The sequence below is a fragment of the Sporichthya polymorpha DSM 43042 genome, assembly GCF_000384115.1.
Classification (GTDB): Bacteria; Actinomycetota; Actinomycetes; order Sporichthyales; family Sporichthyaceae; genus Sporichthya; species Sporichthya polymorpha.
Genome location: NZ_KB913029.1, coordinates 3462349 through 3476683, shown reverse-complemented (window position 1 = coordinate 3476683; position 14335 = coordinate 3462349). Strand labels below are relative to the sequence as shown.

The 14335-nt window shown below is 72.5% G+C and carries 14 protein-coding genes; 4 read left to right on the top strand and 10 right to left on the bottom strand.

Annotation, left to right across the window (positions count from 1 at the left end):
* The first annotated feature begins 14 nt into the window (after positions 1–14).
* Together SPOPO_RS0116950 and SPOPO_RS0116945 are read left to right on the top strand one after the other, a co-directional pair.
* Positions 15–1244, top strand: a complete 1230-nt coding sequence (locus tag SPOPO_RS0116950; protein ID WP_019876132.1) for an APC family permease — start codon at positions 15–17, stop codon at positions 1242–1244.
* A 4-nt stretch (positions 1245–1248) separates the two neighbouring features.
* The gene (locus tag SPOPO_RS0116945; RefSeq protein ID WP_169577211.1) at positions 1249–2274 is read left to right on the top strand and encodes a TolB family protein; all 1026 of its coding nucleotides are present in this window, start codon (positions 1249–1251) and stop codon (positions 2272–2274) included.
* 40 nt (positions 2275–2314) lie between these two features.
* On the opposite strand, the gene SPOPO_RS0116940 is transcribed toward SPOPO_RS0116945, so the two are convergent.
* Positions 2315–3211 (bottom strand): amidohydrolase family protein, encoded by an 897-nt coding sequence (locus SPOPO_RS0116940; RefSeq protein ID WP_019876129.1) that lies wholly within the window; start codon positions 3209–3211, stop codon positions 2315–2317.
* Positions 3208–3894, bottom strand: coding sequence for a winged helix-turn-helix transcriptional regulator (locus tag SPOPO_RS0116935; RefSeq protein ID WP_019876128.1), 687 nt, complete (start codon positions 3892–3894; stop codon positions 3208–3210). The genes SPOPO_RS0116940 and SPOPO_RS0116935 overlap by 4 nt, the downstream gene beginning before the upstream one ends.
* 86 nt (positions 3895–3980) lie before the next feature.
* Here SPOPO_RS0116935 and SPOPO_RS0116930 point away from each other — a divergent pair, with 86 nt between their 5' ends.
* Together SPOPO_RS0116930 and SPOPO_RS30130 are read left to right on the top strand one after the other, a co-directional pair.
* Entirely contained in the window at positions 3981–4826 is an 846-nt protein-coding gene (locus SPOPO_RS0116930; RefSeq protein WP_028984853.1) for a class I SAM-dependent methyltransferase, read from the top strand.
* Between the two features lie 26 nt (positions 4827–4852).
* Complete coding sequence (locus SPOPO_RS30130) at positions 4853–5365, top strand: SRPBCC family protein (protein ID WP_169577210.1); 513 nt, start codon at positions 4853–4855, stop codon at positions 5363–5365.
* A gap of 6 nt (positions 5366–5371) precedes the next feature.
* Here SPOPO_RS30130 and SPOPO_RS0116920 read toward each other — a convergent pair whose 3' ends face one another.
* The 8 genes from SPOPO_RS0116920 to SPOPO_RS0116885 all read right to left on the bottom strand — a co-directional run bounded on the left by SPOPO_RS0116920 (position 5372) and on the right by SPOPO_RS0116885 (position 14335).
* On the bottom strand, positions 5372–5920 hold the full coding sequence (locus SPOPO_RS0116920) for a hypothetical protein (protein WP_019876125.1): 549 nt from the start codon (positions 5918–5920) through the stop codon (positions 5372–5374).
* A 62-nt stretch (positions 5921–5982) separates the two neighbouring features.
* Positions 5983–6783: an ABC transporter ATP-binding protein gene (locus tag SPOPO_RS0116915; RefSeq protein WP_028984852.1), complete on the bottom strand. Its 801-nt coding sequence runs from the start codon at positions 6781–6783 to the stop codon at positions 5983–5985.
* Positions 6780–7481: an ABC transporter ATP-binding protein gene (locus tag SPOPO_RS0116910; protein ID WP_028984851.1), complete on the bottom strand. Its 702-nt coding sequence runs from the start codon at positions 7479–7481 to the stop codon at positions 6780–6782. The genes SPOPO_RS0116915 and SPOPO_RS0116910 overlap by 4 nt, the downstream gene beginning before the upstream one ends.
* A complete protein-coding gene (locus tag SPOPO_RS0116905) occupies positions 7478–9445 on the bottom strand; it encodes an ABC transporter permease (RefSeq protein ID WP_028984850.1) in 1968 nt (655 codons plus the stop codon). Before SPOPO_RS0116905 ends, SPOPO_RS0116910 begins: the two co-directional genes overlap by 4 nt.
* 31 nt (positions 9446–9476) lie before the next feature.
* Complete coding sequence (locus SPOPO_RS35255; RefSeq protein WP_019876124.1) at positions 9477–10382, bottom strand: hypothetical protein; 906 nt, start codon at positions 10380–10382, stop codon at positions 9477–9479.
* The gene (locus SPOPO_RS0116895; RefSeq protein ID WP_019876123.1) at positions 10382–11686 is read right to left on the bottom strand and encodes a hypothetical protein; all 1305 of its coding nucleotides are present in this window, start codon (positions 11684–11686) and stop codon (positions 10382–10384) included. Before SPOPO_RS0116895 ends, SPOPO_RS35255 begins: the two co-directional genes overlap by 1 nt.
* 1 nt (position 11687) lies before the next feature.
* Positions 11688–13181: an ABC transporter substrate-binding protein gene (locus SPOPO_RS0116890; RefSeq protein ID WP_245541722.1), complete on the bottom strand. Its 1494-nt coding sequence runs from the start codon at positions 13179–13181 to the stop codon at positions 11688–11690.
* Positions 13182–13225: 44 nt separating this feature from the next.
* Positions 13226–14335: a phosphotransferase family protein gene (locus tag SPOPO_RS0116885; RefSeq protein ID WP_051098392.1), complete on the bottom strand. Its 1110-nt coding sequence runs from the start codon at positions 14333–14335 to the stop codon at positions 13226–13228.

Here is a 14335-nt window from a genome sequence, read left to right as displayed (position 1 = left end):
CGCGCCCCCCTGACGTGGATCGCCCGCTGCGCCGGACGCTCGGCACGCCGGACGCGGTCGTCCTGGGCCTCGGCTCGATGGTCGGGGCGGGCATCTTCGTCGCGCCTGCCCCCGCGGCGGCGGCCGCCGGGTCCGGCCTCCTGCTCGCGCTGGTGCTGGCCGGGGCGGTCGCGTACGCCAACGCGCTCTCCTCCGCCCGCCTCGCGGCGGTGTACCCGACCTCGGGTGGCGCGTACGTCTACGGCCGCGAACGGCTCGGGGAGTTCTGGGGCTACCTCGCCGGGTGGGCGTTCGTCGTGGGCAAGACCGCCTCGTGCGCGGCGATGGCGCTCGCGGTCGGAACCTACGCGTGGCCCGAGTACGCCACCGAGACCGGTGTGGCCGTTGTGGTTGCGCTGACTGCCGTCAACTACGTCGGGGTCTCGCGGTCGGCGGCCCTGACCCGTGTGCTCGTGACGGTTGTCGTCGGGGCGCTGCTGGTCGTGGTGGCGGTCGCGCTCGGCGCCGACGCCGCGCAGTCCGACCGGCTGCGGCCGGGCGGCGACACCGATCTGCGGGGCATCGCCGAGGCCGCCGGGCTGCTGTTCTTCGCGTTCGCCGGCTACGCGCGGATCGCGACGCTCGGCGAGGAGGTACGCGACCCCGCCCGGACGATCCGGCGCGCCATCCCGCTGGCGCTGGGGCTCGCGCTCGCGCTGTACGCCGCCGTGCTCGCGGCGGCGCTCGCGGTGCTCGGACCGGACGGGCTGGCCGCGACCGAGGCGCCGCTGACCGACACCGTGCGCGCCGCGGGCGCGGACGGGATCGTGCTGGTGGTGCGCGCAGCCGCGGTCCTCGGCGCGGCGGGGGCGCTGCTGGCGCTCATCCTGGGCGTCTCACGCACGACGCTGGCGATGGCCCGGGACCGGCACCTGCCGCACGTACTCAGCGCCGTGCACCCGCGCTTCGGCGTCCCGCACCGCGCGGAGCTCGCCGTCGGCGCGGTGGTCGTGGTGCTCACGCTCATTGGGGAGATCCGGGACGTCGTCGCGTTCTCCTCGTTCGGCGTGCTCGTGTACTACGCGATCGCGAACGCCGCCGCCTGGACGCTCGCCCCCGGCCGGGCCCGGATCGTGCCCGCGCTCGGGTTCGTCGGCTGCCTCGCGCTGGCGCTGACGCTGCCGCTGGAGGCGGCCCGCGCCGGGGGCGCCGCGCTGGCGATCGGCTACGCCCTGTTCATCCTGCGTGGGGTACTGGCACGCTGAGCCCGTGCGTACCCGGGTGCTCCTCGCCGCGACGGCGGTCCTGTTCGCGCTGACCCCGAGCGGCGCGCGCGCCGACGACGTCCCGCCGCCGCCCAAGCCCCTGCCGACCCCGACCGAGGCAAAGCCGCGCTCGACCGCCCCGTGGGTCGCGTACAGCGCGCTGCCCTACAGCGAGGCCGCCGGGGCGGGCCGCGGGTTCCTCGGGGCGGCCGACGTCCGACTCGTGCGGACCGACGGGGTCGACGACCGCGCCGTCACGACCGGACCCGCCACCGAGTTCGAGCCGACCTTCTCCCCCGACGGCACGTGGATCGCGTTCAGCAGCGACCGGGCCGACGTGCGCGCGGGACGGACCGACATCTGGGTGGTCCGCCGGGACGGCACGGGCCTGCGCCGGCTCACCACGGACCTCAACGCCCGCCGCCCGGCGTGGTCGCCCGACGGCGCACGCATCGCCGCCGGCACCGACTCCGGGATCGTCACCTTCACCGCCACCGGCAAGAAGGCCGCGGACTTCGTGGCGGTGACCACCAACGACGCGACGCACGTCGACTTCGCGCCGACGTGGACCCCGGACGGGAAGCGGTTGCTCTTCACCCGCACGACGCTCGCGAACGGCGCGGCGACCGGGCAGTCGATCTGGACCGCCCCGGCCGCGGGCGGCAAGGCGCGGGCACTGCTCGGGGACTCTGCCCCGTCCGGGTACCTCTCGCAGCCCGACGTCTCCCCCGACGGCAAATACGTGACCTTCCTGCAGGCCGACGCCTCGGGCACCGCCATCTGGCTCGTCGACATGGAGGGCTCGCTGATCGGCCGCCTGGCGCGCAGCGCCACCGGGCTGCTGAACACACCGGCGTTCTCCCCCGACGGTCGGTGGATCCTGTTCACCCACTCCGGCCGCGACGGCAGCAGCCCTTCGTCGATGCGTCTGGTCAGCGTCGACGGGACGAAGACGCGGATCGTCACCCGCATCACCCGCGGCAACTACTACGCCCCGGCGTGGGATCCGTCGGCCACCACGAAACCCTGACGGGCCGTCAGCTCTGGTCAGTCCCCGTCAGTCGCGCCCGTCAGTCGCGCAGGTCCGGCCAGAGCGCCAGGGCGTTCTCCCGGAACACGGCGCGGAGCCAGTCGTCGCCGAGGTCGAGCTCCGCGACCGCCGCGACCTGGGTGGCGTAGGTGTTCGGCATCGTCGGGTAGTCGCTGCCGAACAGGATCCGGTCGCCGAACTCGCGCAGCACCGCCCGGGCCTCGGCTCGCGGGAACGGCCACAGCGCGTCGCCGAACTTGGTGAAGACCCCGGTCACGTCGAAGCGCACCGCCGGGTGGCGGCGCGCGAGCTCGACGAACCCGTCGAACTCCGGCATGCCGAGGTGGGCGACGATCGCCGGGAGCTGCGGGTGCCGGGCGAGCACCTCACCGAACGGGCCGGGGCCGGTGAACTCGGTGGCCGTCGGCCCGCTGCCGACGTGCGCGACGACGGGGATCCGGGCCTCGGCGAGCAGGCCCCACACCGGGTCGAGCAACTCGTCCCGCGGGTCGTACCCGCCGACCTGGACGTGCGCCTTGAACACCCGCGCGCCGGCGTCGATCGCCTCGCGCACGTAGTCGGCCACGCCGTCCTCGGGGAAGAACGTCGCGGTGTGCAGGCAGCCAGGCGTCTGCGCGGCGAACTCCGCCGCCCAGGCGTTCAGCCCCGCCGCCATGTCGGGCTTGTGCGGGTAGAGCAGGCCGGTGAACGCCTGCACGCCCATCGCGCGGAGGCGACCGAGCCGGGTCGACATGTCGTCCCGGTACTGCACCGGCCACGGGCGGCCGAGCAGCGGACCGGCCGCGTCGAAGTACTCCCACACCTTCTGCTGCAGCCGGTCCGGCATCAGGTGCACGTGGACGTCGACGATCCCGGGCAGTCCGAGCGCCGCCCAGTACGCGGGCAGCTCCGCGTCCGCCCGCGGCGCCGCGGTCATCCGACCGCCGCGGGCCGGGGAACGAGGGCGGCGCCGGTCGGCGGGAACCAGCGCGGGAGCGCACGGCGCAGGGCGGCGGGGCCGCTCGGCTCGAGCAGACCGGACCGTTGCGCGGCCGCCCAGGTGATCTCGCCCATCCACACATCGGTGAGCGTACGGACCGCCGTCGTGACCGTGACACCGACGTCGTGCCCGGGGTCGTAGTCGCAGACGTCGGCGTCGTCGGGCGTGATCGTCATCCACCAGGCGCTGCCGGCGCCGCGCCGCTCCGGGAACCGGAAGTGCACGACGGTGCGGCCGGGCGGCACCGCGGTGTGGTCGACGTTGCGGTGCATGTCCCACATCAGCAGCTTCGGGTCGTAGTCCCCGTCGGCGGGCTTGCCCGCCCAGCGCACGCCCCAGACGCCGAGCGCCTCGACGACCGGCTCCAGCTCCCGGCCGGCCGGCGTCAGGACGTACTCGACGTCCCGGCCGTGCGCGCGCCGCTCGACGATGCCGGCCTTCGTCAGATGCGTCAGCCGCGTGGAGAGCAGCGCCGGGGACATGCGCGGCACACCCCGGCGGATCTCGTTGAAGCGCGTGCTGCCGAAGAGAAGCTCACGCACGACGAGCATCGTCCACCGTTCGTCGAGCAGCTCCATCGCCTTCGCGACCGGGCAGAACTGCCCGTAACTGGCTCCCATGCGCCGCACGTTAGTACAGATTCAGTACCGGGTCAGATACAGATTCTGAACTAGGGCGCCGCACGCCGCGTTCCTACCGTCGGAGCATGACAACCCCAACTCTCGACAACACTGCCGACACTGCGCTGAAGGCCCGTCACCGGGCTATGTGGGCCCTCGGGGACTACCCCGCCGTGGCCACCGAGGTCATCGCCGAGCTCGGACCGATCCTCGTCGCGGCCGCGGGCATCGGGCCCGGCACCACGGTCTGCGACGTCGCCGCGGGTTCGGGCAACGCGTCCATCCCCGCCGCGCTCGCCGGCGCGGAGGTGACCGCCACCGACCTGTGCCCCGATCTGCTCGAGGTCGGGAAGGCCGCCGCCGAGCAGGCAGGGGTCACCGTGGCGTGGAAGGAGGCCGACGCCGAGAACATGCCGTGCGCCGACGCCCGCTACGACGTGACGATGTCCTGCGTCGGTGTCATGTTCGCCCCGCACCACCAGCGGGCCGCGGACGAACTGCTGCGCATCACGCGCCCGGGCGGCACGATCGCGCTGATCAGCTGGACGCCGGAGGGCTTCATCGGTCGCATGTTCGCGACCATGAAGCCCTACGCTCCCCCGCCGCCGCCCGGCGCCTCGCCGCCGCCGTTGTGGGGCAACGAGGAGCACGTCCGCACGCTGTTCGGGAATGGGGTTTCCACCCTGCACGCGGCCCGGCGGACGCTGAAGGTCGACCGATTCGCCTCCGGCGCCGAGTTCCGCGACTTCTTCAAGGCCACCTACGGACCGACGATCGCCGTCTACACCACCCTCGGCGACGACGCGGAGAAGGTGGCCGCCCTCGATTCGGAGCTCGCCGCGCTGGGTGACGCGGCGCTCTCGGACGGTGCCTCGGCCGACGGCGTCATGGAGTGGGAGTACCTGCTCGTCACGGCGACCCGGAGGTCGTGATGGCCGGAACGGCCACGGTGCCTCGGATGCGGCACGAGAAGGAACGGGTCTCCGAGTCGATCACGATCGCGGCCGAGCCGACGGTGGTCTTCGGGCTCGTCACCGACCTGCCCCGCATGGGCGAGTGGAGCCCGGAGAACACCGGCGGTTCCTGGCAGAACGGCGCCACGGCGGCGGCGGTCGGGGCGCGGTTCCTCGGGAACAACGCCAATGCCGAGGCCGGCAAGTCCTGGGACGCGGCGGTCGTCGTCACCGAACTGGAGGAGCCGCACCGGTTCGCGTTCAAAACCGTGTTCCGCGGTCTCACGCTCGCGCACTGGATCTACGAGATCGTCCCGGGAGGCGTGGACGGCCCGGCCGGGTGCACCGTGACCGAGACGTGGGTCGACACCCGCAACCGGACGATGGCGCGGCTGCTCGGCAAGAAGATCACCGGGATCCCCGGCCTGAGCCGGGCCGAGTTCACCCGGCGGTCGATCGCGACGACCCTCGCCAATCTCAAGCAGACGGCGGAGTCGGCCCGGGCGACCACCGGCTGACCGAGGTCACTTCGCCCGCAGGCTCTCCAGGAAGTCGGCGAACTGCATCATCGAGGTGTCCGCGGGCTGCACGACCGGCCCGAGGGCGTCGGCCGCGGCTCGCGTCCCCTCCGCGAACGCAGTCAGGCCGCCGTTGAACTGCTCGTTGTACGCCGCGAGCGGGGCAGCGGCGGCCCGTCCGCCGTCGAGAAATTGCCGGGTCGGCTCCGCCATCGCCTCGAAGACCTGCGGGCCGGCGGCCTCGGCCGCGAGGACCTGGTTGGTGACCGGCTGCGCCTCGGCCGGGAACTGGGCCAGCGCCAGATTCACCGTCGAGGTGCCAATCCCGTAGAACAGCGGGACCGCGAGCGTCGCGCCCGTCTGGCAGTAGTCGAAGAAGTTCGACAGCCCGGTCACCCGCGGCGGGGCGTCCGCGGTCGGCTCAGCGGCCGCGGCCGGGGACGCGGTCAGTGCCACGGGCAGGGCCAGGCCGACGGCGAGCGTGCCGGACGCGGCGAGCGCCGCGCCGCGACGCGACCTCCGACGCCGATAACGGGGCTGGGAGTGACGGGACATGGGGGCCTCCACCTGCTGATGCAGTTTCAGGTTGCGCTCTGGCCGGGCATCTTTGCGGCGGTTCATGCTGCTTCTTTACCGAGATAAGCCGCTTGGACGTCGGGGCTGTTGCGGACCTCGTCAGCGGTGCCGGCCATCAGCGGCTTGCCGAAGTCGAGGACGAAGATCCAGTCGCAGATCTCCAGGACCAGGCTCATGTCGTGCTCGACCATGAGGATCCCGATGCCGCGCGAGGCCACGAGCTCGCGCAGCTGCCGGCCGAAGTCCCGGCTCTCCGCGGGGTCGAGACCGGACGACGGCTCGTCGAGCAGCAGGATCCGCGGGTTGCGGGCCATCGCCCGGGCCAGTTCGACCAGTCGGCCCTGTCCGGTGGACAACGACCCGACGACGCGGTCGGCCAGCGGCTCCAGCCCGGTCGCGTGCAGCACCTCGTCGGCCTCGTGCCGGATCTGCCGCCGACGCGCTCGGCCGGAGGCGCGCAGGCCCAACTGCGAGACCGGGTCCCACGACAGCCAGCGGGCCTCGACGCCGAACTCGACGTTCTCGCGCACCGTCATCGTGGAGAACAGCTCGAGGCGCTGGAAGGTCCGGCCCAGACCCATGCGGGCGCGGCGCGACGGGCTGTGGCGGGCGAGGTCCTCGCCGTCGAGGGTGACCTTGCCGCGGACGGGTGCCTGCAGACCGCTGCACACGTTGAACAGCGTCGTCTTGCCGGCCCCGTTGGGGCCGATCAGACCGGTGATGCGGCCGGGCGGCGCGTGGACACCGACGCCGTCGAGAGCCGTGAGGCCGCCGAAGCGGACGACCACGTCCTCGGCCCGCAGGCCGTCGCCGGAACCGGGCTCGGTCTTCAGTTCGGTCATGCCACGCCCTCCCCGAGGTACCGCTCGAAGATCGTGCCGCTGCGGCACTGAGCCGGTTCACCGACGAACACGATCCGGCCCTTCTGCAGGATGTAGACGTAGTCCGCGATCGCGAGCGCGCGGTGCACGTACTGCTCGACGACGAGCAGCGAGCGCCCCTCGGCGCGCAGCATCTCGACGGCGGCGAAGATCTCGTCGATGACGACCGGCGCGAGGCCGACCGAGAGCTCGTCGATCATCAGCAGCTGAGGCTGCGTCACCAGAGCCCGGGCGACGGCGAGCATCTGCTGTTGGCCACCGGACATCGTCCCGGCCGTCTGCGACAGGCGCTGGCCGAGGACCGGGAAGTACCGGGTCGCGGTCTCGATCGCCGCCGCCTTGCCCCGCCCGCGGGTGTGCATGGCGAGGTTCTCCGCCACCGTGAGGTTGCGGAAGATCCCGCGGCCCTCGGGGATCAGGCAGATCCCGTCGGCGACGCGGGCGTGCGGGGTGCGGGTCCCCTGCGCCCGGTCGTTCCAGCGCACCTCCCCCGCGGTGGGGTGGACGAGGCCGGCGATCGTCTTCAGCAGCGTCGTCTTGCCGGCGCCGTTGGACCCGAGCAGCGCCACCGCGGCCCCGTCCGGGACGGTGAGGTTGACGTCGTGCAGGACCTGCGCGCGGCCGTACCCGGCCTGCAGGTGCCGGAGCTCGAGGGTCATCGCGCACCTCCGGTCGCGCTGCTCACGGGGGCGAGACGCTGGCGGCGGCGGGCGGCGTGCGCGCCGACGCGGGCCGGACCCTCGTCGGCGAGCCTGCCCCAGAGCCGGGTGTTGGGCAGGTTCGTCACCAGGCCGACCAGACCGTTGGGCGCCTGCGCCAGCAGGATCGCGCCGATGCCGAAGAACATCGTCTGGTAGTTGATGACGTCCGCGTCGGTGAAGAACGCGGGGATCGCGACCATCATCACCGTCGCGAGCGCCGCCCCGCCCAGCGTCGCGGAGCCGGCGGCGACCAGGACAGCCACCCACGTGAGCGACTGGAAGAACGAGTAGCTCGACGTGCCGACGGTGGTCACCTGCGCCGAGAGCAGCGCACCGGCGATCGCCGCGAAGAAACCGCTGACGCAGAACACGACGGTGCGCGCGGCGGTGGTGTTGATGCCGAGGGTCTCGACCGCGACGTTGCTGTCGGCGGTCGCGCGGAGCAGACGGCCGAGGCGGGTGGCCCGGACGAGCTCGATCGTGAGCACCGAGACCACCGCGATCGCGAGCACGAAGAAGTAGAACTCGTTGGTGCCCTCGAGCACGTTGCCGAACCAGGTCGGCCGCTGGATCGCCACCTGACCGGAGGTGCCGAAGACCCAGGAGGTGTTGTAGAGGAGGTTCTGGAACAGGACGCCGAAGCCGAACGTCGCCAGCGCGAGGAACAGGCCCGACAGGCGGATCGCCGGAATCGCGAGCAGCCCCGCGATCGGGACGACGATCAGCCCGGCGACCAGCATCGCCGGCAGGAACGGCCAGCCGTCGGCCTGCAGGTGCCCGAGCGTCGTGGCCCCGAGGGCGACGAACACCGCGTGGCAGAGCGAGATCTGGCGCGAGAGCCCGAGCAGCAGACTGAGGCTGCTGAACATGATGAGCATCGCGAGGGCGGTCGTGGCCGTCGTCGTCCGCGAGTCGGTCGCGATGCTCGGCACGATCAGTGCGACCGCGACGATCGCCGTGAGCACCCCGATCGGGAAGCGCCGCGACCCCGGGGCGAGCGTCGCGGTGGTCGAGCGCGGCTGCACGCTCTTCGTGAGCTCCTTGAAGCTGCCCTTCTTCGAGAAGACCAGCACCGTGAACAGCGCGAGGAACGGCAACGCCTGCGGCAGGCCCGCCAGCCACGTCTGGTCGGAGGCGTACGTGCTGACCCACTTGATCGACAGCTGCCCGAGCACACCGAGACCGAGAGCACCGGCGTAGGCGATCGGCAGACTGACCAGGCGACCGAGCGCGGCCGCGCCGAACGCCTGCACGACCAGCAGGATGAGGACGAGCGCGTCCGCACCGAGCGTCGGCGCGAGCAGGACGCCGGCCAGTGAGGCGAACGACGAGCCGAGCATCCAGGCGAGCGTGGTCGTGCGCGACGCGTTGGCCCCGGTGAGCTCGGCCAGCTGCGGGTCGTCGACGACCGCGCGCATGTCGAGACCGATCTGCGTGCGCTTGAAGAACAACGCGAGACCGAGCCCGAGGCCCGCGGCGATCGTCGTGATGGCGATCTGGTCGTAGCCGACGTTGACCGCGCCCATGTCGACGACCTTCTCGGGGAAGATCGCCGGGACCGGCTTCGACGTCGGGCCGTACAGGATGATGACGAGGCCCTGCAACGCCACCAGCAGACCGATGGAGACCACGACGTAGGCCGCGGAGCCCGCTCCCTGGAGACGGCGGAACAACGCGCGGTCGACGACGATGCCGATCGCCGGGCCGAGGCCGAGCACCACGACGAACACCGCGAGCTCGGGCGGGAGGCCCCAGTCGACGGTCAGCGTGTAGTACGCGTAGGCGCTGACCATCGCGACCGTGCCGTGCGCGAAGTTGAACACGCCGGAGGTCGTGTAGGTGACGACCAGGCCCATCGCAGCCAGGGCGTAGATCGACCCGGTGGTGATCCCCAGGACGAGGAACGGCAGGTAGTCGGACATCAGCGCGTCAGCTCACCCGTGCCGGCGCCGGTCACAGTGCTGCGGGGGTGCAGAGAGCGCAAGGCCGGATGCCCTCGGGCAGGGCCGACGAGCTCACGGTCTCGGTCCGCTCCCCCGTCACCATCGCGCAGGTCGGCACGTGGGCATACCGGCCCTCGGGAATGACAACCAGGTGTTCCGGCATCCGGGTCGCGACCGGGCCATCGGAGGCGGCGGCCGCGCTGCCGACCCCACGCTGACCACGCGTCAGGAAACCGCCGAGCAGCAGGTTGCGCCGGCGCATCAACCGCCGCCGCATCCCGACCATGCCGATCACCCCCACCACCCCGGCGACCGCGAGCACGGTCGCCGCGGAGGCGGTCGCGGTGAACGCCGGCCGGGCCTCGTTGGTGTTCGCGGCCTGCCAGTACGCGACCATCAGCGCCGCGAACGCAAACGCGATCGCAAGCCCGCCGATCCGCAGGTGGGCGAGCATCTCCCGCGGCATCGCGAGCACGTCTCGCGAGGTGGCGCCGTGCTGGGCGCTGCGCTGCGCGACCCCCGCGCCCACGGCACCGTTGGCGTTCGCCGCCGACCCGGCGCGGTGCCGGGAGGCCCGAGCCTCGGCCACCGGTTCGACGAGGTCGTCGAACCGGTCCGGCCCGCCGCTGCCGCCGTCACTGCCCCCGTCGTTGCGGAGGCTGAGGATCGCCTCCTCGATGCGGTCGAGCTTGCGCCACTCGTCGTGCATGTCGGCGGAGATGTACAGCGTGGCGCCGACGCCGAGCAGGAACACCCCACCGAGGCCGCCCGAGATCAGGTAGGCCAGTTCCTCGGCCACGTAGGGCGAGTCCGCGATGCCCTGGTAGCCGACGATCAGCAGGACGACGCCGGCGAGCACGCACACCACGGCGGCGACCCGGTCCCACTGGGACTTCAGCACGGTCAGGACGTCCATCAGGCACGTCCTCCCTTCAGGGCGATCGAGGCGCGCCACAGGAGCGAGCAGAGCACGGCGATGCCCGCGCCGAGGGCGATCACCAAGTAGAAGAAGCGCATCTGGTCGTCGAGGTCGAGCGCGATCGACGCGGAAACCGTCGAGGCCCCCGCCTGCGGGGCGAAGTTCACGGTGGGGACGCCGGTCGTCGGCACGCCCGCGGCGGCGTCGACGCCGGTCGTCGGGAGCGCGCCCGCAGCCACCGGCACGTCGACACCCGTCGCGGCGTCGACCGGTGCCGCCGGGGTGGTCCCGGCCGGCGTGGTGCCCGCGTCGTTGGCGGCCGCGATGTCCAGCAGCGAGGACGACCCGCCGAGGATGAAGCTCGAGGCGTTGCCGATCAGCGTGCGCGCGACGCCCTCGGGCGATCCGGCGAAGGGCATCTTGCCCCGCTGCAGGATCTCGACGCCGGCGTTGGAGGCGCCGCCGTTGACCTCGTTGCCGCCGGCGAGGGCGACGGAGATGCCGCCGTCCTTCAGCGCCTGGTTGAGCTGGTCGAGGATCGGCGCGTACGCCGTGCCCGGGGAACCGCCCGGAGCCATGATCCCGTCGCGCGAGAGCCCGACCGGCTGCCCGAGCACGCTGACGCCGGTGACGTCGGTGACCGACGTCGTCGTCGGCTTCGACTCCCCCGGCTTGAGCACGCTGGTCGTCCGGACGTGCACCTCACCGATCTTCAGCACGCCGTCGACGTCGATGCCGCGGAGGATGCTGTCGGCGATCGAGGTCATCACCCCGTCGTCGCCGATCACGACGCTGGTCTCCTGCAGCGACCCGGCGGTGGAGATGACGCCCGCGACCGGGCCGGCCAGCTTCGCCGTCGAGGACGCGGTCCGGGCGTCGGACTCCGCGTCGAGCTTGAGCGACCCGGTGGCGTCCTGGGCCGACGCCTTCGGCGTCAGGTTGCCGTCGGTCACGACGTAGAGCGGGTAGGTGAACGGGAACGCCTGCCCGGTGCCGACGTTCGCCAGCGCCGGGGCGTTGACCACCGTGTCGCCGGGGTACGGGAACGACGCGAACGACGAACTGCCGCCCGAGGAGTTCACGACCGCCTGGGAGATCGGGCCGCCGGCGTCGTAGAGAGTGTCGACGACCAGGTAGCCCGGGAAGTCGTAACTGGTCCGGATCCCGCTGGCGCTCGCGGTGCCGACGGCCGCGCCGGAGGTGGTGTCGTCCGCCTGAGCGGGCGTCACCATGCCGACCGCGGCGCCCAGCGTTGCGGCGACCCCCGCGAGGCCGGTAGCGACCTTCGTGGTTCGGCGCATGTCAGGTACCCGGCTTCCAGTCGGGGGCGCAGACGAAGCCGCTGCGTTGGACGAAGGCGCCGTTCTCCAGCCTCACCGGCGCGATGCACCGATTCGTCTGGGTGCGGTCGTCGCTCTTGGCGAACGTGATGCCGGGCAGCAGCCCGCCGAGCTTCTCGTTCTTGAGCGAGTAGAGGAGGTCGAGGAAGTCCTGGCTCGTCACGGTCTTCTTGTTGAGGAACTTCCCGGCGTACTTCTCCAGCAGCGCGCCGACCACGAACGCCCCGGCACCGACGTCACCGGTGACCTTGCCGGGCTGGTACCTGGCCATGGCGTCCCGGTAGTCCTTGAGCAAGGGGGACGTCGAGTAGGCCGGCGTCCGGCTCGCGAGCAGGAGACCGTTGAGGATGGGGCCCTGGTCCAGCGTCGCCTGGATGCCCAGGTTGTAGGTGCCGGCGAGGATCGGGGTGTAGTTCTGCTGTGCCGCGTTGCGGGCCACGCGCCCGACGCTCGCGCTGTCGAGCAGCAGCACCATCACCTCGGCACCGGCGTTCTTCGCCTGCAGCAGCTGGGCGGTGTAGTCCGGCTGCACGAGCGAGACCTGCGCCTTGTAGACGATCTCGAGGCCCTTGTGCGGGAGCAGCTTGGAGAAGCTGCTGATCTGCTGGGCGCACGTCGACGCCTCCTGGCAGTACAGGACGCCGAGCTTCTTCTTGTCGGTCTGCGCCGCGATGGTGTTGATGAAGCCCCAGGCCTGCCCGACGTCCGCGCCGTTCATGGGGTTGAAGACCATGATCGAGTGGTCGGAGGAGATCGCACCGCCGATGCTCCCGATCACCGGGACGCCCTTGCTCTTCAGGTACGGGATCGCGCCGTCGAGCTCGCCGAAGCTGTACTCGTTGAAGAACGCGACCGCCTTCTCCTGCTCGACGCACTTCTGCGCGATCGCCTGGGCGTTGGCGGCCGCGCCGCCGGTGTCGGCGATGATCATCCGCACCTTGTGGCCGGCGAGCCCGCCCTTGGCGTTGATGTACGCCTCCCAGGCCTTGTTGGCCACGGGCGCGGGACCGGTGACGGCGCCGAGGACGCCGGAGGAGTTGCCGAACGAGCACATCACGATCTCGTCCCGCGGGCCCGCGGGCACCGGGACGTCGACGTTCGTGCCGGGCACCTTGGCGGTGTTGTCCGTCGTGGCCTTGCCCGGGGCCGCGCTCGCGCCCGCTCCGGGGCCGGCGGCGGGGTCAGTGCCGGCGACCGTGCCGGCGTCCGTCCCGGCGCCCGCGGCGGGGGCTGCCGCGCCGGGGTCGACCGCGCCGGGCACGGCACCGGTTCCGCCGACGTCCCCGGTTCCGGGGGCCGCGGCGACCGCGGTGGGGACGCTGATCGCGCCCTGGGTCGCCGCGAGCTCGGTCTCGGACAGGTGCGAGCCACATCCGGCGAGCAGCGCGATGCCCGTCACCGCCACGACGGCGGCGCGCATCCGGCCGGACGTCCGCGAGCGACGTGTCCTTCGCATGGTCATGGTCTCCTTCGTGGAGTGCTCGTGGTGCGCCCGGGCGGTCATCGGCTCACCGTCCGGGGGATGGCCCACCTCGTGTCCGCGTCCGGGACCGGGGCTCCGATCAGTTCGGCGAGCAGCCGGCTCGCGGGATCGGCCGCTGTCGGCCGCCGGTCGCCCCGCCCGGCCAGCAGCTTCGCCGTGCGGTGCAGCAGAATCGCGAGTCGAAGCGCCGCGAGCGCCTCGTAGTAGTCGGCATAGCGAACCTGATGCCCCGTCAACTCCGTGTAGCGCGCGAGAACCGCCTCGCGGCCGGGGAAGCCGGTCGGCAGCGGCAGGCCCAGACCGTCGGTGTGGTGACGCTGGACGAACAGCCACCAGCCGAGGTCGAGCTCGGGCGAGGCGAGCGCCACCAGCTTCCAGTCGAGGACGCCGGCGACGCTCAGGTCGTCGGCGAAGAGGAGGTTGCCGAGCCGGGCGCCACCCCAGCACACGACCGTCGGCTCCTCGCCCGGGCGGTTCGCCTCCAGCCAGTCGAACGCCGCCTCCACCACCGGGTGCGCGCCCTCCGTCGCCGCCCAGTCGTAGCTCGCGCGCCAGAGTGCGAGCTGCTGGTCCAGCGGCGTGGGGCCGAGCTGCGGCCGGTCGAGGAAGTCAAGGCCGAGTGCGTGCGCGTCCGCGGCGTGCAGCTGGGTCAGAGCGATCAGGCCGTTGTCGTACAGGCGTGCGCGCTCGTCGGCGGTGAGGTCGAGGACCCAGCCGCCGGCCGTGTAGGGCGGGTCGTCGCGCGGCACCCGGCCGAGCAGCCGCTCCATGACGAGGAACGGCGCGCCGAGCACCGACGGGTCGGTCTCGACCCACGGCGCCGGTGGGACGGGCGCGGCGGAGTGCACGGACAGCGCCTGCATCACCCACTGCTCGGTCACGAGGTCGTACCGGGGGAAGACGGCGGGACCGGTCGGCGCGACCTTCGCGACGTAGTACGCGCTCCCCACGGTGCCGTTCCGGACCCAGTCGGCCCGGAACCGGATCATCTCCGTCGCCATCGCGTGGCTCGCCGGCACGGTGACCTCCGCGACGGCGACGTCCGTCACCCCGAGCAGCTTGGTCGCCAACCACCCGCGCAGCGCCTGCGCGGTCTGCACGGGGTCCCGGGGCGGGGCGAGTGACAC